The organism is Halobacillus sp. ACCC02827, from assembly GCF_030291935.1.
Classification (GTDB): domain Bacteria; phylum Bacillota; class Bacilli; order Bacillales; family Halobacillaceae; genus Halobacillus.
The window spans coordinates 1,327,298-1,351,128 of record NZ_CP128168.1 but is presented as its reverse complement, the minus strand read 5'-3'; the positions used below and the strand labels follow the sequence as shown (position 1 = coordinate 1,351,128).

General features: G+C 51.8%; 23 protein-coding genes. 6 read left to right on the top strand and 17 right to left on the bottom strand.

Annotated features, from left to right (window positions below; genetic code table 11):
* Positions 1 to 38 precede the first annotated feature (38 nt).
* Together QRD89_RS07170 and QRD89_RS07165 are read left to right on the top strand one after the other, a co-directional pair.
* Entirely contained in the window at positions 39 to 1,721 is a 1,683-nt protein-coding gene (locus tag QRD89_RS07170; protein ID WP_286096606.1) for a serine hydrolase domain-containing protein, read from the top strand.
* Between the two features lie 95 nt (positions 1,722 to 1,816).
* Positions 1,817 to 1,999, top strand: coding sequence for a hypothetical protein (locus QRD89_RS07165; protein ID WP_286096605.1), 183 nt, complete (start codon positions 1,817 to 1,819; stop codon positions 1,997 to 1,999).
* On the opposite strand, the gene QRD89_RS07160 is transcribed toward QRD89_RS07165, so the two are convergent.
* The 8 genes from QRD89_RS07160 to dppA form a co-directional block, all read right to left on the bottom strand.
* Complete coding sequence (locus QRD89_RS07160; protein ID WP_286096604.1) at positions 1,994 to 3,016, bottom strand: ABC transporter ATP-binding protein; 1,023 nt, start codon at positions 3,014 to 3,016, stop codon at positions 1,994 to 1,996. The two genes, QRD89_RS07165 and QRD89_RS07160, sit on opposite strands and share 6 nt — an antisense overlap.
* Positions 3,016 to 3,945, bottom strand: coding sequence for a C40 family peptidase (locus QRD89_RS07155; protein ID WP_286096603.1), 930 nt, complete (start codon positions 3,943 to 3,945; stop codon positions 3,016 to 3,018). The genes QRD89_RS07160 and QRD89_RS07155 overlap by 1 nt, the downstream gene beginning before the upstream one ends.
* Before the next feature lie 22 nt (positions 3,946 to 3,967).
* Complete coding sequence (locus QRD89_RS07150) at positions 3,968 to 5,065, bottom strand: dipeptide epimerase (protein WP_286096602.1); 1,098 nt, start codon at positions 5,063 to 5,065, stop codon at positions 3,968 to 3,970.
* 97 nt (positions 5,066 to 5,162) lie between these two features.
* Positions 5,163 to 6,788, bottom strand: coding sequence for a peptide ABC transporter substrate-binding protein (locus tag QRD89_RS07145; protein WP_026578521.1), 1,626 nt, complete (start codon positions 6,786 to 6,788; stop codon positions 5,163 to 5,165).
* 18 nt (positions 6,789 to 6,806) lie between these two features.
* Positions 6,807 to 7,811 carry an ABC transporter ATP-binding protein gene (locus QRD89_RS07140; protein ID WP_026578520.1) on the bottom strand — a complete coding sequence of 335 codons (1,005 nt, stop codon included), beginning with the start codon at positions 7,809 to 7,811 and terminating at the stop codon, positions 6,807 to 6,809.
* Between the two features lie 3 nt (positions 7,812 to 7,814).
* Positions 7,815 to 8,771: an ABC transporter permease gene (locus QRD89_RS07135; RefSeq protein WP_008637502.1), complete on the bottom strand. Its 957-nt coding sequence runs from the start codon at positions 8,769 to 8,771 to the stop codon at positions 7,815 to 7,817.
* 4 nt (positions 8,772 to 8,775) lie between these two features.
* Positions 8,776 to 9,708 (bottom strand): ABC transporter permease, encoded by a 933-nt coding sequence (locus QRD89_RS07130; protein ID WP_008637501.1) that lies wholly within the window; start codon positions 9,706 to 9,708, stop codon positions 8,776 to 8,778.
* Between the two features lie 12 nt (positions 9,709 to 9,720).
* Positions 9,721 to 10,545 (bottom strand): D-aminopeptidase DppA, encoded by an 825-nt coding sequence (dppA, locus tag QRD89_RS07125; RefSeq protein ID WP_286096601.1) that lies wholly within the window; start codon positions 10,543 to 10,545, stop codon positions 9,721 to 9,723.
* 212 nt (positions 10,546 to 10,757) lie between these two features.
* On the opposite strand from dppA, the gene QRD89_RS07120 reads away from it, so the two are divergent.
* Positions 10,758 to 11,210, top strand: coding sequence for an RDD family protein (locus QRD89_RS07120; protein WP_286096600.1), 453 nt, complete (start codon positions 10,758 to 10,760; stop codon positions 11,208 to 11,210).
* A gap of 77 nt (positions 11,211 to 11,287) precedes the next feature.
* On the opposite strand, the gene fosB is transcribed toward QRD89_RS07120, so the two are convergent.
* The 4 genes from fosB to QRD89_RS07100 form a co-directional block, all read right to left on the bottom strand.
* The gene (gene fosB / locus QRD89_RS07115) at positions 11,288 to 11,710 is read right to left on the bottom strand and encodes a metallothiol transferase FosB (protein WP_008637495.1); all 423 of its coding nucleotides are present in this window, start codon (positions 11,708 to 11,710) and stop codon (positions 11,288 to 11,290) included.
* Positions 11,707 to 11,910: a hypothetical protein gene (locus QRD89_RS07110; RefSeq protein ID WP_008637494.1), complete on the bottom strand. Its 204-nt coding sequence runs from the start codon at positions 11,908 to 11,910 to the stop codon at positions 11,707 to 11,709. The genes fosB and QRD89_RS07110 overlap by 4 nt, the downstream gene beginning before the upstream one ends.
* A gap of 102 nt (positions 11,911 to 12,012) precedes the next feature.
* Complete coding sequence (locus tag QRD89_RS07105) at positions 12,013 to 12,309, bottom strand: putative quinol monooxygenase (RefSeq protein WP_026578516.1); 297 nt, start codon at positions 12,307 to 12,309, stop codon at positions 12,013 to 12,015.
* Between the two features lie 98 nt (positions 12,310 to 12,407).
* Positions 12,408 to 14,771, bottom strand: coding sequence for a penicillin acylase family protein (locus QRD89_RS07100; protein WP_286096599.1), 2,364 nt, complete (start codon positions 14,769 to 14,771; stop codon positions 12,408 to 12,410).
* A 117-nt stretch (positions 14,772 to 14,888) separates the two neighbouring features.
* Here QRD89_RS07100 and QRD89_RS07095 point away from each other — a divergent pair, with 117 nt between their 5' ends.
* Both QRD89_RS07095 and QRD89_RS07090 read left to right on the top strand, forming a co-directional pair.
* A complete protein-coding gene (locus QRD89_RS07095; RefSeq protein WP_008637481.1) occupies positions 14,889 to 15,893 on the top strand; it encodes an aldo/keto reductase in 1,005 nt (334 codons plus the stop codon).
* Positions 15,894 to 16,011: 118 nt separating this feature from the next.
* Complete coding sequence (locus tag QRD89_RS07090) at positions 16,012 to 16,488, top strand: DUF456 domain-containing protein (protein ID WP_008637477.1); 477 nt, start codon at positions 16,012 to 16,014, stop codon at positions 16,486 to 16,488.
* Positions 16,489 to 16,568: 80 nt separating this feature from the next.
* On the opposite strand, the gene QRD89_RS07085 is transcribed toward QRD89_RS07090, so the two are convergent.
* The 5 genes from QRD89_RS07085 to QRD89_RS07065 form a co-directional block, all read right to left on the bottom strand.
* On the bottom strand, positions 16,569 to 17,033 hold the full coding sequence (locus QRD89_RS07085) for a helical membrane plugin domain-containing protein (protein ID WP_008637472.1): 465 nt from the start codon (positions 17,031 to 17,033) through the stop codon (positions 16,569 to 16,571).
* Positions 17,034 to 19,973, bottom strand: a complete 2,940-nt coding sequence (fdhF, locus tag QRD89_RS07080) for a formate dehydrogenase subunit alpha (protein WP_286096598.1) — start codon at positions 19,971 to 19,973, stop codon at positions 17,034 to 17,036. It lies immediately after the preceding gene.
* The gene (fdhD, locus tag QRD89_RS07075; RefSeq protein WP_286096597.1) at positions 19,966 to 20,769 is read right to left on the bottom strand and encodes a formate dehydrogenase accessory sulfurtransferase FdhD; all 804 of its coding nucleotides are present in this window, start codon (positions 20,767 to 20,769) and stop codon (positions 19,966 to 19,968) included. Before fdhD ends, fdhF begins: the two co-directional genes overlap by 8 nt.
* 104 nt (positions 20,770 to 20,873) lie before the next feature.
* Positions 20,874 to 22,067 (bottom strand): MFS transporter, encoded by a 1,194-nt coding sequence (locus QRD89_RS07070; protein ID WP_286096596.1) that lies wholly within the window; start codon positions 22,065 to 22,067, stop codon positions 20,874 to 20,876.
* A gap of 79 nt (positions 22,068 to 22,146) precedes the next feature.
* Positions 22,147 to 22,746 carry a DUF2087 domain-containing protein gene (locus QRD89_RS07065; protein ID WP_008637459.1) on the bottom strand — a complete coding sequence of 200 codons (600 nt, stop codon included), beginning with the start codon at positions 22,744 to 22,746 and terminating at the stop codon, positions 22,147 to 22,149.
* A gap of 213 nt (positions 22,747 to 22,959) precedes the next feature.
* Here QRD89_RS07065 and QRD89_RS07060 point away from each other — a divergent pair, with 213 nt between their 5' ends.
* Positions 22,960 to 23,775: a YitT family protein gene (locus QRD89_RS07060; protein ID WP_081694928.1), complete on the top strand. Its 816-nt coding sequence runs from the start codon at positions 22,960 to 22,962 to the stop codon at positions 23,773 to 23,775.
* The last annotated feature ends 56 nt before the right edge of the window (positions 23,776 to 23,831 follow it).

Sequence of the window (23,831 nt, the reverse complement as noted above, 5' to 3'; positions counted from 1 at the left end):
ATGATTAAGAAGAAGATGGAAAATACAGGAGGGATCGTATGAAAAGAAGAACGATGTCACTCGTCCTCGTCACTGCCATGGGCGCAGCTATGATGCCCGGTTCCACGCTTGAAGCGGTCGAAGGTCCGTCGATCGAGATGGAGAAAAAAGAAAATCCTCATGCCTCTGTCCACCGCCCGTCTTTCCCGGCGTCTTCGTGGGACAATCCGCTTCCTTCCTCTCCCGTCCTGCATCCCGGTTCTATCCGCGGAGCAGGTATGAGAAGCGGACCGCTGAAAGCAATCGATCCGTTGATCGAGCAGGCGATAGCCGATCAGGTGATGCCGGGTGCTGTAACCTTCGTCGCCCGCCGGGGCCACATTGTTCAGCAGGAAGCCTACGGCTACGCTGTCCGGTATAAGGATGATGCCTTCACAGAAGTAAAAAGTCCGATCAAAATGACGGAGCATACCATTTTCGACCTCGCCTCCATCAGCAAAATCTTCACGACGACCGCCGCCATGAAGCTGTATGAAGACGGAAAGTTCAAATTGGACGACCCCGTCGCCAAGTATCTGCCGGAATTCGCTGCCAACGGCAAAGAAGACGTGACGATTGAGCAGTTGATGACCCACACCTCCGGATTCACACCATGGATTCCCCTCTACCAAGTCGACGGAGACCGGGACGACCGGATCCAGCACGTGCTCCAATACCCGCTTGAAAATGCCCCGGGATCTACATACACGTACAGCGACCTCAACATGATCACGCTCGGCGCACTAATTGAACGTCTGTCCGGCATGCGTCTCGACGCCTTCGTCAAACAGGAAATAACCGGACCGCTTCAAATGAACGACACGATGTACAATCCACCAGCACAGCTCAAGGCCCGCATAGCCGCAACCGAATACCAGCCGTGGACCGAGCGCGGACTCGTCTGGGGAGAAGTGCATGATGAGAGTGCCTGGTCCCTGGACGGTGTCGCCGGCCATGCAGGCGTCTTCTCGACTGCTTCCGACCTCGGCAAATTCGCTCATATGTTTTTGATGGAAGGAAAATACGGCGGCACCAGAATCCTCGAACCGGAAACGGTCGAGCTGCTCACGGAAAACCGGATCCCACAGTTTCCCGGCGATGACCACGGGCTCGGATGGGAGCTTCAGCAGGGCTGGTTCATGGATGCTCTCTCTTCCCCGTCTACGTTCGGTCACACCGGCTATACAGGAACGTCGATCGTCGTCAATCCGGCGAACCAGACCATTGCGATCCTGTTGACGAACCGGGTGCACCCGACACGGGAAACGGTATCCACCTCCCCGACGAGACGTGCGTTCGCCAGACAGGTCGCCGATGCCATACCGGTAGCGTCTTCCACGAAGAAGGCCGAACGATGGTTTGCCGGTTATGGCGACAAGCTGGCCAGATCGATGACGGCAGAAGTCGATTTGAAGAAAGCTGCCACTCTTTCCTTCGATACGTGGTACCGCATCGAAAACACCTATGACAATGGTCGCCTGGAACGATCGACGGACGGCGAGAATTGGGAAGAGTTGGAGGTATTTACCGGGGAAAGCTATGATTGGGTTCATAAGGACTTCTCTCTGCCGAAAGACACCAAATTTATCCGCTTCACGTATGAAACAGATAACGCCGTCAACAACCGTGGCTGGTACGTAGAGGGAGCAAAAATCAATAAGAAGCCACTCGATTTTGATACGAATGAATGGGAGAAACGATAGTAAAAAAAACGCCCGGGAGCTCGATGCTCCACGGGCGTTTTACATTTCCTGTAAAAGGTTATAGTGAAAAATAGGAAGAGTAAAGGAGGTAGACTGTGAGCAGAACAACCAAAATCACGCTGTTTGCAATCTGTAGTGCCGTTTTAGTCGGATTTCTCATGTATGATCTGATCGTTGGAGACTTTGGTTATCGGACCTTCCGTCTGATCGGTGTCATCGCTGTCGCCTTTTACATCCTCTATACCGTCCTTTCAAAAAAGAAAAAAAGTGAACTATGACAGCGTCGACGCTTTCCGGTCCGATGTCTGTTCCTGAACGGTCTCCTTGTGCTCCTCATCGTACAAATGACAGGCGACCTGGTGCCCTTCTTCGGCCTCCTGCCACACGGGTACCTTCTGTGCGCAGATGTCCATGGCGACAGGACACCGGGTCCGGAAGACGCAGCCGCTCGGTGGATCGATCGGACTTGGGATTTCCCCCTCGATCAGCACCTGCTCCCGGGCATCCTCAAGGTCCGGATCGGGAATGGGAATCGCAGATAAGAGCCCTTTTGTATAGGGGTGCAGCGGGTTCGCGTACAGACGATCGCTGCTCGTCAGCTCCACTAGATGACCAAGATACATGACACCGATCCGGTCCGAGATGTGCTGGACCATCGATAGGTCGTGGGCGATGAATAAATAGGTAAGCCCCTTCTCTTCCTGCAGCCTTTCGAGCAGGTTGACGACCTGGGCTTGAACAGACACATCCAATGCCGATATCGGTTCATCTGCGATGACGATATCCGGATCCAGCGCAAGCGCCCGTGCGATTCCAATCCTCTGACGCTGGCCGCCGCTGAATTCGTGCGGATAGCGGTTGGCATGATCCCGGTTCAGTCCGACCTCTTCCAACAGCTCATAGACCCGCTCCGTCCGTTCTCGCCCAGTGGAAAACAGACCGTGGATTTCCATCGGTTCGGCTATGATCTCCGCAACTGTCGATCGTGGATTCAAGGAAGCATATGGGTCCTGAAAGATCATCTGCATGTTCCGTTTCAGGTGGAATTGTTCTTTCGGATTTCTACCGTGGACGCTTTTCCCTTGATAGAGCACTTCTCCATCCGTACGGTCATAGAGATTCATAATCGTCCTTCCTGTCGTCGATTTCCCACACCCGGATTCCCCGACAAGACCGAACGTTTCGCCTTTGTATATATCGAAGCTGACGCCATCCACCGCTTTCAACGTCCGCCCTTTTCCTAAATGGAAGTGCTTCTTCAACTGTTTCACTTCCAACACTTTTTCTCTGTCCATCAAGATGCCCCCTCTTCTGTCCCATACCTTCTTACTCTGCACCATTCCTTCTCGTAATCAGAACCCTGCAAATCTATGATTTCAATCGCCTTGCCGATATTCGGGGAATGCAGCATCTTTCCATGTCCGTAATAGAAACCGACGTGGTGGATCCTGCCTTTTCCTTCTTCATAAGCAAAGAATAATAGATCCCCCGGTTCGACGCGATCCAACGGGATGTCTATGCCATGGAGGGCCTGGTCGGACGCATCACGCGGAATAACGTGACCGTGCGCTTTGTGCATGTTGTAGGCGAAACCGGAGCAGTCATAACCGAACGCGCTCATTCCGCCCCAGAAATACGGAAGACCCTTGAAAGCCTCTGCCGTCTTTATGATAGACGCCCCGCTTCCCTCCCGGATATCCTTCGGTTTGCTTCGTGCATCTTCTCTGCTTACATAGCCTTCCCCATCTGCCAGTCGGACCCGGATGAACGAGTCTTCCTCATACAGGAAAGGAAGCTCGGTCAAAAAGCTGATTTCAAACAGCGGCTGTTTTTTCTCGTCGTAAAGGATAGTTGCTTTTGCATGGACGACGACCAGATCGACGCCTTTCCAGTCCGCTTCCGGCACCTCTGTCAATTGGCGGTACGGCACATAGCCTGGATATCCACGCGCATCCTTGCTCGAAGGCTGACTCGGAATGACAACCTTCGCCCAGTCACCCTCCACCTCATCGACAAGGACACGTTCACCGTAAAGCAGCTGGGATTGGACGAGGTTATCGTCACACATGGCATGCTTCGCCGGGTCATCCAACTCCTCCAGCCACTTCTTCACAGAAAACGTGCGCTCTAATCCCTGTTCATCGATCGGTCGCGGGGACTCCGGTGATGTCCATACCGTTGCGACCGGTGCCGAGACGATCCAGATTCTCTCCTGTTGATTCATCGTGTCTTCCCCCTTTTCTTCTCTATGATAGAACGTGTTCCTGGAACTGCACCTCATCGATTCCAAGCCCTGGTTCATCGGGCATAGTCATAACGGCCCGGTTGTACACGACACCACCGACGATTGGATCTCCCGTCAGCATGAGCGGTGCATCGAAATCGACCTTGGTTACATTATTCAATCCAGCAGCAAAATGGGCGGCAGCCGTGATCCCGAGCTTCGTTTCAATCATTGAACCAACCATGCACGGGATGCCGCAGCTTTCTGCCAAGGCATTGATTTTACATGCTTGATGGATGCCGCCTGATTTCATCAGCTTAATATTGATCATATCGGCACTTCTTGTTTCAAGGACCCGCTTTGCGTCCGCCGGTGAAAAGACGCTTTCATCAGCCATGACGATCGTATGGGTTGCGTCCGTTACCTGCTTCAGTCCTTCGATATCTCCTGCCTTCACCGGCTGCTCGACGAGTTCGATCGGCAGCTTCAGTTCTTCCATCCGCCGGATGGCGCGAATGGCGTCTTTCGCACTCCATCCCTGATTCGCATCAAGGCGGATTGCAGCATCGTCCCCGATCCGGCTGCGAATTGCCCGGATCCTTTCTATGTCCTTGTCAATCGAGTCTTTCCCGACCTTCACCTTGAGCGTACGGAAACCGTCTTTTATATATCGTTCGGCATCGTCCGCCATCTCCTCCGGCTCATTGACGCTGACCGTATAGTCGGTCTCAAGCATCCGCTTCGCCCCTCCGAGAAACTGATAAAGGGGAAGCCGGCAGAAGCGGGCGAGACAGTCATGGATCGCGATATCGACCGCTGCCTTGGCACTTGTATTACCGACACAGCTTGCATGAAGTGCTCCAAATAAAGTATCTCTGTTAAGCACGGATTCTCCAAGTAGAACAGGGGCCAGGATCGTGCGGATGGTGTGCTCGATACTTACGAGACTTTCTCCTGTTATGACGTGGGTCGGCGGCGCTTCGCCCCAGCCGGTGATCCCGTTGTCGCACGTCACCTTCACATAGATGGATTGTGCAACCGTCACGGTCCGGAGCGCCGTCTTGAACGGTTTATGAAGCGGAACAGCTATCGGGTAGGTGTCTATGGAGGCTATCTTCAAATCTCTCACCCTTCCTTTCTATAAACATACCGGTTATGTAAAAGAAAAAGAGGCAGTCTTTCCGTGACGGAAAACGGCTGCCTCTTTTCGTTGATCCTTACTTCTTATCTGCCCATTTCAATTCAAGATATCCGACCGGGTGACGGACGATATCTGAAACGGAATCTTTCTCCAGCAGCACTTGGTTGTAGAAGTGAATCGGGAAGATCGGCATTTCTTCGAACAGCACTTTCTCTGCTTCATACATCAGCTCCCAGCGCTTCGCTTCATCCGTCTCCGCTTTCGCATCGGCAATCAACTGATCGTACTCTTCATTTGACCAGCCGGTCCGGTTCATGGAGGAGTCGGAGATGAAGCTCTCCAGGAAGTTGATCGGGTCTGCATAGTCAGCAAGGAAGGAACTTCTGGAAAGCTGGTGCTCCAAGTTCTTCTGCGCTTCCAGGAACACGTTCCATTCCGCATTTTCAAGGGTCACATCGACATCCAGATTTTCCTTGAACATTTGTTGGATGGTTTCCGCTACTTTCTTATGATCTTCACTTGTGTTGTAGGAAAGTGTGACAGCAGGAAGTTCATCATAACCTTCTTCTTCCATTCCCTCTTCCAGTAATTTCTTCGCTTCCTCTGCATTGAATTCGATCAGGTCGCCGTTATGCTCACGGAAATCATCCCCGGACGGCCCTTCAAATCCGTAGGAGACGAAGCCGTATGCCGGCTCTTCGCCGTTCTTCGTAACATAATCGACGATGTCCTGTTGGTTCACAGCCATGGCGAACGCCTGTCTGATCTTTTTATTCTGGAACGGCTCTTCATTGACGTTGAAACGGTAGAAATACGTTCCCGCCTGATCCGTGATGTTGACTTCTTCACTATCCATCAACTCATCAGCAAGCTCTGCCGGGATGTAGGACGTGTCGAGCTCGCCGCTCTTATACATCTGATATTCCGTATTCTCATCAGGAACCATGGACCATTTGACTTCATCCAATTGAACGGTTTCGTTATCCCAGTAGTTTTCACTCTTCTTAAAGACCATTTCGCTGTCATGCTTCCATTGATCAAGCGTGAATGGTCCGTTACCGACGAAGCTGTCCGCTTCGGTGTACCATTCCGGATTCTCTTCTGCCACCGACTGATTGATCGGGAAGAATGCCGGATTGGAGATGACGTGAAGGAAGTAGCCGGTCGGTGCTTTCAACGTCACTTTCAACTCTTTATCGCTGACCGCTTCCACCATGACGTCATCCGCTGTTCCATCCCCTGTGTTGAATGCTTCTCCACCTTCAATGAAGTAACCGAGGAACGCAGCTGGTGAAGCCGTTTCCGGATCCAGCAGACGCTTCCAGGCGTACTCGAAATCCCCTGCCGTCACGTCATCGCCGTTGGACCATGCCGCATCATCCCGGATTTTAAACGTGTACACCTTTCCGTCTTCCGACACTTCCCATTCCTCTGCCGTTGCAGGCTGTGGAGAATGATCTTTACCCAGACGGGTCATACCTTCCATCAAGTTGTTCAAGGCATTCCAGGACAAGTTATCAAAGCCCATCGGCGGGTCGAACGACGTCGGCTCTTCCCCGTTATTGATGAGAAGCGTCTTCGTACCGCTCTCCTCCGAGCCGTCCCCTTCATCTGATCCTTCACTAGAACTCTCATTTGCCGTACAAGCCGCCAGCATCGCGACAAGTACAATCCCCATGATTAACGTCAACCACTTTTTCATACGTGCTCCCCCTCTTTTTTATGATCCTTTTATTGTTGCCATATAAGTGCGAGCCCGTTCATCCTGCAGCCAGCATTCGACTGCGTGAGTGGTACTAAGCTCGGTGTGAACCGGCTGGACTCTGCCGCATACTTCCATCGCTGCCGGACAGCGGGCCGTGAACGGGCACCCTTCCGGTGGAGCGAAAAGATCCGGCGGAGTGCCTTCGATCGGAATCAATTTCTCTCCTTTTTGATCGAGACGCGGGACCGAGTGCAGCAAGCCTTTCGTATAAGGATGATTCGGTGTATAGAATATTTCCCGCCTCGTCCCCGTCTCAACGACCTTCCCGGCATACATGACCGCGATCCTGTCGGCGATTTTCGCAACGACGCCGAGATCATGGGTGATCAAAATGATCGACACTCCCGTCTCCTTCTGAATCTTACGGAACAGCTGAAGAATCTGGGCCTGGATCGTCACATCGAGTGCCGTCGTCGGCTCATCCGCAATCAACAGCTCCGGTTCACAGATCAGTGCCATGGCAATGACGATACGCTGTCTCATCCCACCGCTGAATTGGTGGGGATACTGCTTCATCCGCTCATCCGGATTCGGAATACCGACAAGGTTGAGCATGGAAACGGCCTGTGCCTTCGCTTCTTTATTCGATATCTTTCTGTGCTGCTTCAATCCTTCCGTCAATTGATCTCCAACCGTGAGCGTAGGGTTCAGCGCTGTCATCGGATCCTGGAAGATCATCGATATGTCGACCCCGCGGATGCTGCGGATCTGCTTCTGGGACAGCTTCGTCATGTCCTGTCCCTTGAACAAAATCGACCCCTGTTTGATCCGTCCCGGAGGTTCCGGAATGAGCCGCATAATGCTGTTTGCCGTGACACTCTTGCCGCAGCCGGATTCGCCGACGATCGCGAGCGTCTCCCCCTGATACAATTCTAAATTCACGCCTCGAACCGCCTGCACCTCACCACCGAATGTGGTGAAGGAGACGTGGAGGTCGCGGATGTCCAATATCTTCTCCATCTTCTACCTCCTAAGTCTTGGATCGAGGGCGTCCTGCAGCCCGTCTCCGAGTACGTTAAACGCGAACATCGTTGCAGATATGAAGAACGCCGGGAAGAACAGGCGCCACCAGTCTCCGGAAAGAATGACTCCCAGCGCGTCGTTCGCCATCATTCCCCAGCTCGCGTACGGCGACTGAATGCCGAGTCCGAGGAAGCTGAGAAAGGCTTCCGCGAAGATCGCGGATGGAACCGTCAGCGTCATCTGTACGATGATCGGACCCATCGTGTTCGGAAGCAGGTTCTTCCGGATGATCCGCTTCGTCTTCGCTCCGAACGACTGGGATGCCATGACAAATTCATTGTGTTTCAACTGCAGGACCTGTCCGCGGACAATCCTCGCCATCCCTACCCAGCCGGTGACGGTGAGTGCGATGATGATGGTCAAAAGACTTGGACCCATCACGACGAGCAGCAGGATAACGACAAGCAGATAAGGAAGACCGTAGAGGATTTCAATGATCCGCATCATCACGTTATCCGTGCGGCCGCCCTTATACCCGGAGATCCCTCCGTAGGCGACGCCGATGAAGAAATCGATCAGGGCCGCCATAAGACCGACGAATAAGGAAATTCTCGCCCCGTACCATGTACGAGTGAAGACGTCCCGACCGAGTTCATCCGTGCCGAACCAGTGGCTCGCAGAAGGCGCCTGGTTTTGATTGGCCAGCTGCGTCTCCGACACGCTGTGTGGGGAAATCCATGGACCGATCACCGCCATGATGCCGAGCAGCACAAGGAAAACGAGTCCGAACATGGCAAGCTTGTTCTGTCTGAGTCTCCGCCAGGCATCGGCCCAGTAGGACAGAGACGGCCGGACGACCGATTCTGCCTCTTCCAAGTCCTTCTCCTTCGGACGGAACCATTCATCGGGGATCGATGAGTGGTGGTTGTTTGTGTGTTCTTTCTCTAAAGCCGGCATTCCGTCATCGGCCCCCTTCTTTATGTAATTTGATTCGAGGATCGAGTATTCCGTAGGCGATGTCTACAAGGAACAGCATGAAAACGAGAAATGCGCTGTAGAAGACCGTCGTTCCCATGATGACTGGATAATCCCGCTGGTTGATTCCTTCGACGAAATATTTGCCCATCCCCGGGATGGCAAAGATCTTCTCGATGACGAACGTCCCGGTTAAGATACCGGCAAGCAGCGTCCCGAGTATGGTTACAACAGGCATGAGCGCATTCCTTAACGCATGCTTCACGACGACTTTGAAAGGCGACAATCCTTTTGCCCTGGCCGTCTTAATATAATCCTGCGTCAGCGTCTCCAGCATGCTCGATCTGGTCAAACGGGCGATAATTGCCATCGGACCGGTCGCAAGTGCAATGATCGGAAGGATCATGTGCTGGGGCGAACTCCACGTCGCCGCAGGCAGAAGTCCTGCATTGACCGCCAGCTGCTGGATCAGGAAGGTCGCAAGTACGAAGTTTGGAATGGAGATCCCAAGAACGGCGAGTGTCATCGCCAAGTAATCAATGACGCCGTTATGTTTAAGCGCGGCCAGCACACCGAGGACGATTCCGGATACGACGGCAATCAATATCGTCCATATCCCGAGCTCTGCAGAAATCGGAAAACCTCTGCTCAGCAGCGAGTTCACCGAATCATTCGGCTGCTTGATCGATGGACCGAAATCAAGCGTCACAATCGATTTCAAATAGAGAACATACTGGACGGCAAGTGGTTCATCGAGATGGTAGAACTCCTCCAGGTTCTGCTGGACGGCTGCATTCGTCGTCCGCTCTTCGTTAAGTGGAGACCCCGGAATGGCATTCATCAGGAAAAACGTGAGCGTGGCGATGATGAACACCGTCACGACCATATAGGCGAAGCGTTTCAAAATATAGGTAAACACAGCTGTCCCCTCCTAGCTTGATGTGGCCCGCATAGCGAGGTCTGTCATGACGAGCATCGCCTGATAGGCTTCCTTGATATCCCGGGCTTGAAAGTGGACGGTCGTCGAATCGGATGCCAGAACGGCCCCCGGCATCATGGCCGCCCACTCGGCTTGTCCATAATTCATGAATTCAATGGCGAGCGCCGGACTTTCCGACGATCGTAAAGGTGGAACGTTGGATCGGTTATGTATCGCTTCTTTCGTTTTCTGCTGCAGCAGTTCTCCCGCTTTTCTCGGAGTAAGGCTCTTGACGGCTGCCCGTGTGATCGTTTCTTTGACAGCTGCCGTCGTCACGTTCGGCAGGAGGTCTTCCGCTTCCATCGCAGCCTGATCATCCCCTGCGACCATCAGGACAGGCACACCGTAGTGACCTGCCATGTAGGCATTGAAGCCGAGTTCCCCCACCGCCCTCTCGTCCACGTAAAAGTTACGGACCCCGAAGGTCATGGAGTGGGACAGTACCCCTTTCATGGCTGCGCGTGCATGGTAGCCGATGAACATCGCTCCGTCGAAGCTCTCATCGAGCCCTTCGACCATCGAATAAGGTTTCGCTCCTCCCGTAATCAAGAGAACGTCCGGATGCAGGTCATCGATAAGCAGATTATTCATTTTGGAATGGCTGTCATTGACGAGAATTTCCGTGGCTCCGTTTTCATAGGCCGTATGTAGGACGTAATTGACTTCTTCCGTCATTATTTTTCTTGCCCGTTCGTAATTGTGCTTCGACGAATCGACGAACGTGTGATCTGGAATACCCGTGATCCCTTCCATATCAACGGAAAGGTATAACTTCATCCCGACTCCCCCTTTTTTGTCAATTTTTATAATTTTCAATTAATTTAACAATAATTCCACATATTTGCAAGAGTACAAATACTTAGGATAAGTGGATGAGCCTGTAATACCAGGCTTTTGCCTCTATCATTTTTTTCTAAAATAAAGAAAGTTTTAACCTTAGACAGGAAAGGTAAATAGTACCAAGGGATTAAATAAAGGAGTGGTAGTCCATGAGTAATCCTGCTGGTTTTTGGGTGAGGGTCGGGGCGAGACTTCTGGATGGATTGATTCTGTTCCTCGTCATCAGTCTGGTCTCCTGGCTCATCTATGGCAGCTTCACCTCCACGGATGAGTATCGTCCGACCAACGTCATCGGTCTGCTTTATTGGGTTCTGGTTCCGACAATATGGTCGGGATACACGATTGGAAAGCGGATCACAGGCGGCATGCGGGTAGTGAAAGCAGATGGCAGCGAAGTCTCGCTCGGCACCATGCTGTTGAGGGAAGTGGTAGCAGGACTCGTGTATGTCGTGACCTTGGGCATCGCCCTGATTGTCAGTGCTTTCATGGTCGGCATGAGGGACGATAAGCGGGCTGTCCATGATTTCATCGCCGGCACGTATGTGACGTACGACGCACCGCAGGGAGCCTCTGCGAAAAATGCAGCAGAAGTAGAGGTGTAGGAAGAAGCAGCCGACCTCTCTTCCTCCAAAAAAAAAGAAGGTGGAACCAGATTGCTGGGCCCACCTTCTTTTTTATCTTATGTATAAAATTTCATATGGGGCATCGCCGCTTTATAATACGCGAGCCGCTTTTCGAGCGTACCGGTGTGGAGTTCGAACTTATGCCCGTCGGGATCTGTGAAATAGATCGAGCTGCCGTCCCGTGTGTCCCTCGGCCTGCCGCTTAGTATGGGGACACCGAGTTCAAGAAGCTCCTCATATGCGGACTCCACTTCCTCTTCTGCAATCGTAAACGCGATATGGGTATAGGACTGATGAATCTCTTCCCGCGGAATATCCTTTTCCTCATTCAAAGCAAGCCACATTCCGTTCAAATCCAAATAAGCCGTCGTCCTCCCCTTCACGAGTAACTTCGCTTGGAAAACCTCCCGGTAAAAAGTGATCGAGCGGTCCAAATCGGCGACAGAAAACAAATAATGATTGACCGGTCCTATGTTCATAAGCGCTCTCCTCCTGTTTTGGAACGCTTCAACGTCTGCAGCAAGTGATAAAGCAGCGAATAAAAAACTATGACGACGATGGAAGCTTTCACGTTCTCCTCCCATAGAATCGAATCTCCAGCCATGTAATCATAAATAGAAAGCATACTCCACAAGACAAGGAAACAGAATAAGTAACTGAATGTTCGTGCAAAACTCATAAAAAACGATCCTCCCTTCCTTCATTATAGAGGAAGAACGGGAAGTCTCGTCAAGGTTTCATAGAAAAACCCCCATGCAGCGAGCCGCACAGGGGATCCGGTTTATTTCTCTACCTTGTTTCCTTCATAAATATTCAAATCCATCGGTGCAGTCAGCAGTTCCTTCGCTTTTTTGACGAAGTTCTGCAGATGGGAGGATTTATTGTGCTCCTCCATAGCGGCGGCATCTTTCCAAATTTCAATCATCTGATAGACGTTTTCTTTTTCTGTGTCTTTCATGAGATTATAGGACACGTTGCCTTCTTCTTCACGGGAACCTTCCATAAGCGCTCTTGTCGCCTCCAGGAATTCCGGTTTTTTCTGTGGATCCACCTCAAGGGTTGCATGAATGATGTACATGGGATCTCCTCCTTTTCACAACTATCAAGACTCCTCCACGAAGGAAGGATTTATAGAAAACTATACGCCTCCTGCCCACGGGAAATCAAAAGATTTGTTTATGGAGTCAGAGTCAACGTTTCCCCTTCGTAATCGGTCATACTCGTCTTATGGTATCCGCCTTCCACCCAATCCATCATCTGGTCGTGGTACCAGTCGCTCCGAAAGTGACCCGACTGACCGGGACCAACGACGTGGTAGGCTTCTGTTGGATCTTCCATATCGATGACAAACCGCCACGAGGCACCATGATTGACGATCCCGTCATCGTTGAACCCTGCAGCCCTGACCGTTACGCGGCTTCCGCTGACAGGCTCCGGGTCGCCGGGGTTCAGGAAGCGTTCGAGAAAGCCGATGCTGGAAAGCGGATGCGTGAATTCAACCGCGTGCCCGTCCCCCCACGTCCAGGCGGAAGGATCCTCCCCATACATTTCCGTCAGGTCCGTGACCGTCTTTCGGAATGACGACTCCAATACTTCTTCCACCCCGCCGCCCTTTTCCATCCAGCGGGACTCTTCCCCATCCTGGACCATGCGAAGCAGTTCGTCCGTTGTCTGCGCAGATCCGCCGAACAGTCCACGCATGTCTTTTGAAATATCCTTATACAACACGTCCTGCATCGTTAACATCCAATGGTGAAAAATGAGCGGCTGAGCAAGTCCGGCATCGTCTTCCAAATTCCAGTCCTTCATGAGGGCGAGGCTCTCTTGTTCGATGTCGTTCCAATCCCCATTCATCGTTTCCGTCATATAGCCGAGGAATTCTTCCGCCTGCAGGTTCTTCACATCCATCTGCATCGCCTGAAAGTCCTCCGGCGTCATGTCATCCTCCGCCTGAATCATCTCAGCGATCCGCTCATATCGATAAGGCTGTGCCCAGTTGTGACTGATATGATAGGGATAATCGCCGTTTGTAATTTTGTTATTGGCTGTCGCAATAAAGCCCTCTTCCGGATTGACAGACGTCGGCAGCTCGTCGAAAGGAATGAATCCTTTCCACTCCGTTTCCTTCTTCCAACCCGGGAGCGGCAGCAGCGCGTCATCCGGATTTTCATAGATCGGAATGCGGCCGTTCGCTTTATAGGCGATCGTTCCATCTTTATCGGCAAACACGAAATTTTGAGCAGGAGCGAGGAACTTCTCCAACCCTTTTTCAAAAGAAGACCAATCATCCGCCCGGTTGATCTCCATGACCGCTTCCAGCTCCGTTGTCGGATCGAGCGCCGTCCACCTTAGGGAAAGCACCTCATCCTTGCCCGTCTCTTCGGCAAATTCGCTGATGACCGGTCCGTGACGCGTTTCCAGCACCTCTAATTCGACCGTGTCTCCATCTTTGACCTCAATCGGTTCGGCGATCACCTCCGCCTGCTCCCACTCCCCTTCGAATTCGAACTGCGTAGGATCGTCCGGATTACGCTTTTCTACGTAAAGCTGCTGCACGTCCGGACCGACGTTGGTTACCCCCCATGCGATATCTGCATTATGACCGAGGATGACCCCCGGCACTCCCGCGAAAATAACGCCCGAAACCTGGTAATCAGGAGCCTCCAGCTGCATCTGGTACCAAATCGATGGTGTGGCGATTCCAAGATGCGGATCGTCCGCAAGCATCGGTGCGCCCGATTCTGTCCGCTCCCCGCTCACGACCCAGTTGTTGCTGCCATTGAACGGCTCCGGAATGACTGCCTGTGCAAAGCTCTCTTCCATATCCACTGCTGTCAGGACGGTCGGCGCATCTTCCGGGTACGATGAAAACAGCTCGTACGCCTCTTCTTCATCGAAGTTCTGCAGAAGGTACGCATGGAACGCCTGCCGCTCCCAGTGCCCGCCTAAGTCAAAGGCCATATACTTGCCGATCGTGATGGAATCAAGCGGTGTCCAAGGCTCCGGTTCTATGCCCATCATTGCAAATTCCGGCGGGAGCGGCTCTTCTTCCATAAACGTATTGACCCCATCTGCAAAAGCCTGCAGATCACGGATCGTCTCCTCTGAATAGACCTCCAGCGACTTTTCTGCCGCCCGGCGCAGACCCAGTGTCCGGAAATAACGATCCTGATCCACCGTCGCTTCCCCGACGACTTCGCTCAACCTTCCCGATGCCTGCCTGCGAGCAAGCTCCATTTGAAACAGGCGGTCCTGAGCCTGCACGTACCCTTGGGCCCGGAATAGATCCGCTGTATTCTCCGCTTTAATATGAGGAACCCCGTCCGCATCCCTTGTGATGGTCACCTGTCCCTCCAAACCGTCCAGCTGCTTTTCCCCGCTGACCTGCGGCAGGCTGCGGTTTATGTAAACGTTTACAAAAATAAGCGCCGAAACGACTAATAAAACGATAACCCCCGCGGTCCACAGCGTCACCTTCTTCCATCTTTTCCTGCGTGGTTGATGGTCGTCCCATTTCCTTACCGTCTCCACTGCACTCATCCCCCTTTTCTCCTATTATACCTTACTTGTTCCGGAAGAATGCGAGAACTTATGATTACTAGATTGACCATTCGGGTAAACTACACCCATATGCTCGACTTGGAGGTGCTTATGATTATGGAAAAAATAAATATCAGCAATACTTCTATGGAAGCAAGCCGAATCGGTCTTGGAACATGGGCGATCGGCGGCTGGATGTGGGGTGGTACCGACGAGAAGCAGTCTATTGATACCATCCATAAAGCGCTGGATCATGGGATTAACTTCATTGATACAGCTCCTGCATACGGCTTCGGTCATTCCGAGGAACTCGTAGGAAAAGCCGTCAAAGAATATGGAAACAGGGAGGATATTCTCCTCGCTACGAAAGTCGGCATCGAATGGAAAGAGGACCAGGCGTTCCGTAACGCCAGCAAAGAACGGATCCATCAGGAAGTGGAGGATTCCCTCCGCCGTCTGCAAACCGATTATATCGATGTTTACCAAGTGCACTGGCCGGATCCTATGACACCGATCCACGAGACGGCCGAAGCGCTTAATTATTTATATAAACAAGGAAAAATCCGCGCCATCGGGGTAAGCAACTTTTCTCCAGAGCAGATGGATACGTTCCGGGAAGCGGCTCCTCTGCATACCCTGCAGCCGCCGTACAACCTGTTCGAGAGGGACATTGAATCAAAAACGCTCCCTTACGTTCAGGAACATGACCTGACATCCATAACCTACGGATCACTGTGCCGCGGACTTCTCTCCGGTAAAATGACCGCTGACAGGGAGTTCAAAGGCGATGACCTCCGTAACAACGATCCGAAATTCCAGCAGCCGCGCTTCAAACAATATCTGGATGCCGTGCACGAACTGGATCAATTGGCGAAGGATCGTTTCGGCAAGAACGTCCTTCATCTTGCTCTCCGCTGGGTACTCGACCAGCCCGGATCCGGCATTGCCCTCATGGGAGGACGGAGACCGGACCAACTGGACCCTGTTCAGGAAGTGAGCCATTTTGAAATCGATCAGGAGACGCTGCAGGACATCGATGAGATTCTGCTGAAACATGTCAAAGACCCCGTCGGACCGGAGTTTATGGCCCCACCTGATCGTCAGGAACTTGGTATGAAATAAAGGACAGAAAGTCGGGCTCCTCTGAGACCCGGCTTTTTTAAATGAACCGTTGCTGAAACCGAACCGTTTGTTTATCGTAAAGTAGATGTACGAAAGAAAATTTAGGAGGAAATGAACGATGGATGTATTGATTTGGGTAATTATCATCGCGTGTTTCATCGCGAGCTTTGCAAGCATTATTTTTCCGATCATTCCCGGACCGCTCGTCTTGTGGATCGGATTTCTCGCTTACTATTTCTTTTTGAACGGAGGAGCCTTATCGATCTTCTTCTGGATCGGCATGGTCATCTTAACCGTTCTGTTAATTGTTTCTGATATCATTGCCAACAGCTACTTCGTCAAGAAATACGGAGGCAGCAAATGGGGAGAACGGGCGGCAGCTGTCGGTGTCATTGTCGGTTCTTTCATCATACCCCCGTTCGGCATCCTGATTGTGCCGTTCCTGGCCGTCATTGTCGTAGAGCTCATACAGAAAAGAGCTGCAGAGGAGGCATTCAAGGCGGCCGTCGGCTCTCTATTCGGGTTCCTAGGCGGCACCGTGGCGAAAATCGTAATTCAAGTCATCATGATTGTATGGTTCTTCCTGGAAATTTAATTAAGGCCGGGCTTCCATTTAAATATAACCATAAAAGAAACGGGTCTGCGCAGACCCGTTTCTTTTCTAATTCTTCTTATTTATTTCCCCATCCCTTTCAGGAAGGCTAGGAGCATCGTGATGCTGCGGTTGATTTCCGGATCTTTCAGCACTTTGGCAAGGTCGAGGATCGACGTTTTTTCTTTGTATCCTTCCCCCTCCATCTGTTCAATCCCGTTATTTAATCGGGAAGAAAGGTCGCGCAGGCCGGATACGTTCAAATCTCCAAGCAGAAAGATGAGCTCTGGGATGTTGTTCAGTAAGGGTTCATACTGGTCTTTATCAATTTCCTTCACCACATTGGCAAGCGCCTCGTCTTTCGCCTTCAAGAAGGCCGTCGCTGTATCCAGTGTCCCTTCCTCATCAAGCGTCCGGAGCAGGCGGATGCCTTTCAGGATGGCATCCTTATTGTCAGCGACCGCTTCCCTGACTTCCTGAACATCTTTTTCGATCTGCGTATCCCGGGATATTTCCATCCGCTTAATATTCGTGATCGCCTTCGCCATTCATCGTTCCCCCTGACTGCCCGGGAATACATAATCTTCCCGCTGCCATTTTTTCTTCACCTGTACACTGATCTGTGGTACTGGATCGCCTCTTCGGTGGTTGTTGGAAGGAATCGGTGATTTCCCTTTCTTCTTCAGCACTTTCATTTTGACCGCTATCTCCTTATATGCCGGGGTATTGCTGTCCTTGTCAACACGGTTGTCTGTCAAATAATTGACCGCTGATTTCCCGTTATCATTCAAAGGCAGGAAGATTTCCTTGCCGCGGACGCGGTCGGTAACGGTGACGACCCCGGTCGCTTCCCCCGCCTCCGATATCAGCTTCACTTCCGCTCCTTCTTCGATACCACGCTCTTTTGCAAGTTCCGGCGAGATTTCGATGAAGGCGTTCGGCGTCTTGCGCCGGATACCCTCTGACTTATAGGTCATATTTCCTTCGTGGAAATGTTCCAGCAGGCGGCCGTTGTTGACGTGAAGGTCGTACTCCTCATCCGTGTCGTACATCAATTCATACGAGAGAGGATACAGCTTCGCCTTCTTATCGTCGAATGGAAAACCGTCGAGGAACAAGACAGGCTGATCACTTCCGTCTTCGGCTACCGGCCACTGCAGCGACTGATACCCTTCGAGGCGATCATAGCTTACGCCCGCAAACAACGGGGCAAGTCCTGCCGCTTCTGCCATGATTTCTCCCGGGTGACTATAATTCCAGTCATAGCCGAGCCGCTTGGCAATCAGCTGGATGATCTGCCAGTCCGGCTTCGTTCCTTCCAGCGGATCAAAGCTGTTGTAGAGCCTCTGGATTCTCCGTTCGGTATTCGTAAACGTCCCTTCCTTCTCCAGACTCGGGGAAGCAGGAAGAACAACATCGGCATATTCTGCCGTCTTCGTCAGGAATAGGTCCTGTACGATGAAGAGGTCAAGCTTCTCAAAGGCGCGTGTGACATAATTGATGTTCGCATCAACGACGCCGGTATCTTCTCCCATGACATACATGGCAGATAAGTCCCCTGCATGGATCGACTCGATCATTTCATGGTTGTCCATCCCCGGGTCCTTCGGAATAGAGACGCCCCATGCTTTCTCATATCTGGCACGTGCTTCGTCGTCTGTTGTCTTCTCGTACCCCGGGAAGAAGTCAGGCATACTGCCGAAATCACTGCATCCTTGGACATTGTTATGCCCGCGCAGCGGATAAGCGCCAACGCCGGGGCGTCCATAGTTCCCTGTAATAAGAAGCAGGTTACTGATTGCCGTACTCGTGTCACTTCCGAGCATATGCTGCGTCACACCCATTGCCCAGCATATGACGACAGATTCTGATTCAGCGATCTCCTTAGCGACATCTTTAAGCTCGGATACTGGAATACCGGTCAAGTCACTGGCATATGCAAGCGTAAACGGCTCCAGGCTCTCCCGATACTCCTCAAACCCGTTCACCCACTGATCCAGAAACTTTTCGTCCTGCCAGCCCTGATCGAGAATATACTTCGTCACAGCGGAAAGCCAGACAAGATCCGTTCCTGCTTTCGGACGGTAAAAGCGGTCCGCCCGCTTCGCCATTTCATGCTTACGGAGATCGAAGACGAAAAGCTTCTGGTCGAAAAGCTTCTGGGAACGCTTGATACGGGAAGCGAGCACCGGGTGGGATTCTGCCGTGTTCGAGCCGATAGTAATGACGAGCTTACTCTTCGCTATATCATCGATGGATCCTGAATCGCCGCCGTAGCCGACCGTCCGGAACAAGCCTTTCGTCGCCGGTGCCTGACAGTAGCGGGAACAGTTATCGACGTTATTCGTCCCGATGACCTGGCGTGCCAGTTTCTGCATCAAGTACGATTCTTCATTGGTCGCTTTGGACGAGGAAATGAATGCGAGGTGATCGGCTCCTTTTTCCGCTTTGATCTTCTCCATCCGGTCCCCGATGAAGTCGATCGCTTCTTCCCATTCCACTTCCTCGAATTGATCGCCGCGACGGACCAGCGGCTTGGTCAGACGCTCATCACTGTTGACATAGTCCCAGCCGAACTTCCCTTTGACACAGGAGGAAATCCCGTTTGCCGGAGACTGGGCGTTCGGTTCCACTTTAAGAATCTGGCGGCCCTTCGTCCATACGTCAAACGAGCAGCCTACCCCGCAGTACGTACAGACGGTTTTCGTCTTGTCGATCCGGTCCTCACGCATCGCTGCTTCCGAATCGGATACGGCAAAGAGCGGACCATACCCCGTCTCCACTTTCTTCGTAAGCTGGATCATCGACTTCAGAATGCCGGGCTCGGTATCCGTAAGAAAACCGGCTTCGCCCTCCATGCCCTTCTCCATCATTGCGTTACACGGACAAACAGTCGAACACTGTCCACAGTTGACGCAGGAAGACTGATCGATCGGAACATCATTATCCCAGATGACGCGTGGTTCTTTCCTGTCCCAATCGATGGTAAGGGTTTCATTGACCTGGACATCCTGGCAGACTTCTACACATCGTCCGCACAAGATACACTGATCCGGATCATACCGGTAAAAGGAACCAGATTCATCCTTCTCATAGCTCGTCGGTTGAAACGGCCGCGACTGGTGCTCCAGTCCGAAATCCGCCATCGTGTTGTGAATCTCACAAGAGCCGTTATTATAGTCACACACCGTGCAGTAAAGCTCATGCTTCTCAAGAATCCGGTCCAGCGATTCCTTCTGGGCTTTATGTACGTGAGGTAGTTTCGTCTGGACTTTCATGCCTGCCTTGACTTCTGTACCGCAGGCACGCGTAAGCTCGCCGTTCACCTGGACGATACACGTATCACACGTCTGGATAGGTCCGAGGGATTCGTTGTAGCAGATCTGCGGCACCTGTTCCCCTGTCGTATTGATCAAATCCAGTAAATTTTGTTCCGGGTCTGCTAAATATTCTGTTCCGTTGATGGTCACCACTGTGTGCTCATTCAACCGAAACGCCTCCTTTCGATGATTCCTTGATTCGACTCGGGTGTGTATAAACGTTCATCCGCCTTCCACGGACGAAGCCGACGGCCGTTATATGGAGGTCCTCGGCCAGCTGGAGAGCGAGGTCCGTCGGTGCCGATTTGGACAAAAGGAAACCAATCCTCATCTTCGACACCTTCAATAACACTTCCGAAGATATCCGCCCGCTGAACAGGACGGCGAGTCCCCTGTGTTCCATTCGCTCCATCAGGAGGTACCCGTAAAGTTTGTCGAGGGCGTTATGCCGTCCGATGTCCGTGTACGCCTTCATGATCTTCCCGTCTTTCGCAATGGCTGCCTGATGCACGCCGCCGGTCTCGCGGAACGTCTCTGCTTCCCTATGGAAAGCATCCATCATGCGAAAACAGGTGTCCGGCGTATAAGCGGTATCATCGACCGCCGTCCTCGCCGTAGCAGCATCATTCTTGAAATAGAACGCCCGGCTCTTGCCGCAGCAGGAACCGATCCACCTTTTCTGGCCTTCCCCGCTGACGGCAATCGGTCGATGTGTTTCTGCGTAGGCGATACCGCGGTCCATGTCGATCGTAAGCTTTTTGATATCGTCTGCTTTCCGGATGAGCCCTTCCGATGCGAGAAAACCGGTGACAAGGACTTCCAAATCGATCGGTGTACACACCATCGTCGCGAATTCGTTGCCGTTAATAAAGATGGTCAATGGATATTCCACCGCCACGATATCTGACTTTCTGTCTGCTTCTTCTCCTTCATAACGGTCGATCGTCCACGGTGTCGTCTCCATTCGGATTCCTCCAATTACCAAAGTCTACCTCTATATATTCCCATTATTTCGACAAAACAAACGCCCGCCACCGTTCTGGTGACAGGCGTGCTGACTGCATTCTTCTATCCCGTTATTTCGCTGATTCCCTTCCCATTTCCTGCTTCGCCGGCACTCTTTTTCTTATACTGGAAAAGCAAATAAAGCACAACTGCTCCAATCATACCGATCAAACCGCCGCTGAAGCCGACCAGCCTCTCATGGAAATGATCGATGAGCACACCCGAAATGAACATGACGAGGCCGATTTGGACATTCGTCCAGGATTCAATGCGACCGAACACCCGGCCTTCTTCTCCGGCAGGTGTCGATTTCATAATGTAACTGTCCACCACCGCACCGGCTGCTCCCCCAATAAAGGAAACAAAGAAAAATGCAGCTGCGAGCAGCGGGAACGATGTCATTTGACTGGCGGCCGACTGTCCGGCTCCTTCCATAAAAAGCAGCAAGAACGCATAGGTCAATAAATGCTCTCCCTTCAACCTCCTGGTCACATGAAAGCTGATCATCATCCCGGCTCCGAGTGAGCCGTACAGCAGACCGACCCCCAGTTCTCCAAGGTTGAATAGCCGCTCGCCATAAACGGTAATCATAAGATTGAACACACCATCCATCGCTGCTCCTATCAAAAGGAACGCCACCGCGAAACCGATTCCGCCTTTCCAACGGAACTTCGGAGCAGAAGCTTTTGTGACAGAGACCTTGCGCTTATCCTTCAGCGGCAGCAGGAATAATGCAGCGCCAAGAAACGATGCCGCATTAAGAAGGAAGGCGAGCGAGCCGCCGAATAAGTAGCTGACGATCCCACCGGTGATCGAACCGCCGATCAAAACGATACCAAGAAGCGCCTGCTCCCGACCGTTGACCTCAAGGATATCCTTCTTCTCCACGATTTGTGCAATCATACTTTTTCGCACCGGCTGATAAAACGCCTCTCCGCTTGCAAGGACGACCATTCCGACAAACAGGATCCATACGTCCGCTTCTGATCGGACAAACAGAAAGGATAGAGCAAACGGGAGACGGCACAAATCGGTAAGAATCAACAGACGCTTCTTGCTCCATCTATCCGCCAGCCGTCCCGCAAACGGCGAAAGAAGCAGATAAGGGAGGACGCGGAGCCCCAAGGCTGCCCCCACCGCCATTCCCGATCCCGTCAGCTGCAAGAGAAGCGTCAGTACAGCCACCTGGCTGAAACGATCCCCGACGCCGTTTACAATTCCAGCGTAAAATAAATATCGATATGGATGATTTTTCATTTCCCTCCCCCTTATTAGACGAATATCTAATTAGATATTCAAAAGAAAACCGCCCTTCCAGGAGCGGCTGCATCCGGTCTCAGCCAATATGATCGGGAACGACCACCGGCCACATAGCTTCCGGATTGCGTTCATACTTCCCGTTTTCCCTGTATACGAACTGCTGCATGACCCATTCTCTTCTCAGCGTTGCGGGATCATCGAAGAAGGTGCGGATATACGCATTGATGTCCTTCTCCTCATACACTTCGCCTTGTTTTAATCCCTTTACGAAATAGCTGAGAACGACATTTTTCTTCTTCAACTGACTAGGCAGGTGCTTCAGCTTTCCATCTATCGTGATGAAACTGCGGATAATCTTTCTTTGGTCGGAGTCATCGACATGAAGTTCCTGCGCCTTCCATCCGCTGTCGTCCCCAATCCGAAGAATCGCTGTCGACATCATCTTCAGCCGTTCCTCATCCAAATGGAAGTACACCGTATTTTTATCGCGCCTGGCATACACCATCCCCGTATCCTTCAGCTTCTTCAAATGATGGGTGATCGTCGGCGGCTTTAAACCGAGCTTTCCTGCGATCGCCTGCCCGTGCAGCGGCCCCTGCCTTAGCATAGCGATGATCCTGAGCCTCGTCGGGTCACCGACCGCCTTGTGGAAATGAACCATTTTATCCAGCTGCATCCCTTTTCCTCCTCAACTAATTTAATGTGTATCTAATTAGATGATAATTAAATTAGGTCGTTAGGTCAATGTTTTATTTCATAAAAATGGTATAATAGAAAAGAAGTATCCGAGTTTAGGATAAACAAAAGTCATGGTACTGGAAAGAAAGGTTGATCGTTGTTGGCTACTATAAAGAAAAAAAGAATACTTCGAGAAGTAAGATTCCTTGTTATGATCACAATCGGTGCGATGATCGCAGCCGCGGGTCTTGAATTCTTCCTCGTCCCGAACGACATTCTCGACGGAGGGGTCATCGGCCTTTCCATCATCGCTTCGGAACTTACCGGCTGGACGATGAGTATCTTCCTCATTCTCTTGAACCTGCCATTCCTATACATAGGCTACAGGAAAATCGGGATGAAGTTCACGATGCATACCCTCTACGGAGTCGTCGTACTCTCGTTAAGCACTGCTTACCTTCACCATTTTGAACCGGTGACAGATGACCTGTTCCTGGCAACGGTGATCGGGGCCGTCATTCTCGGCACAGGGGTCGGGCTCGTCATCCGAACAGGAGGAGCACTCGATGGTACAGAAATCATCGCCATCCTCGTCAGTAAGAAACGGCCGGTTTCCGTCGGCCAGTTCATCATGGTCGTCAACGTATTCATCTTCATACTGGCCGCGCTGCTCGTATTCAGCTGGGAAACGGCCATGTACTCGATCATTACGTATTATATTGCTTATAAGATGATTGATATCGTCGTGGAAGGGCTGGAAGAATGGAAATCGGTCACCATCATTTCCGAGAAACCAGAAGAGATCGCCGACTCCCTTCTCGACCAGCTCGGCCGCGGGATGACGTATATTCAAGGGGAAGGGGTCTTCTCTAAACAGCCGAAGAAAATTATCTACACGATCGTATCGCGGATCGAACTGTCCACTGTCCGCTCGGTCGTCGATGAAATCGATCCGAACGCCCTCGTCGCCATTGAAAACACGACAGACGTACGCGGGTCCAACTTCGACACCGGCTCTCCCCACTAAAACCAATCGGCGCAACATAGGCAGTAAAAACAAAAAAGAACTTCCAAATGGAAGTT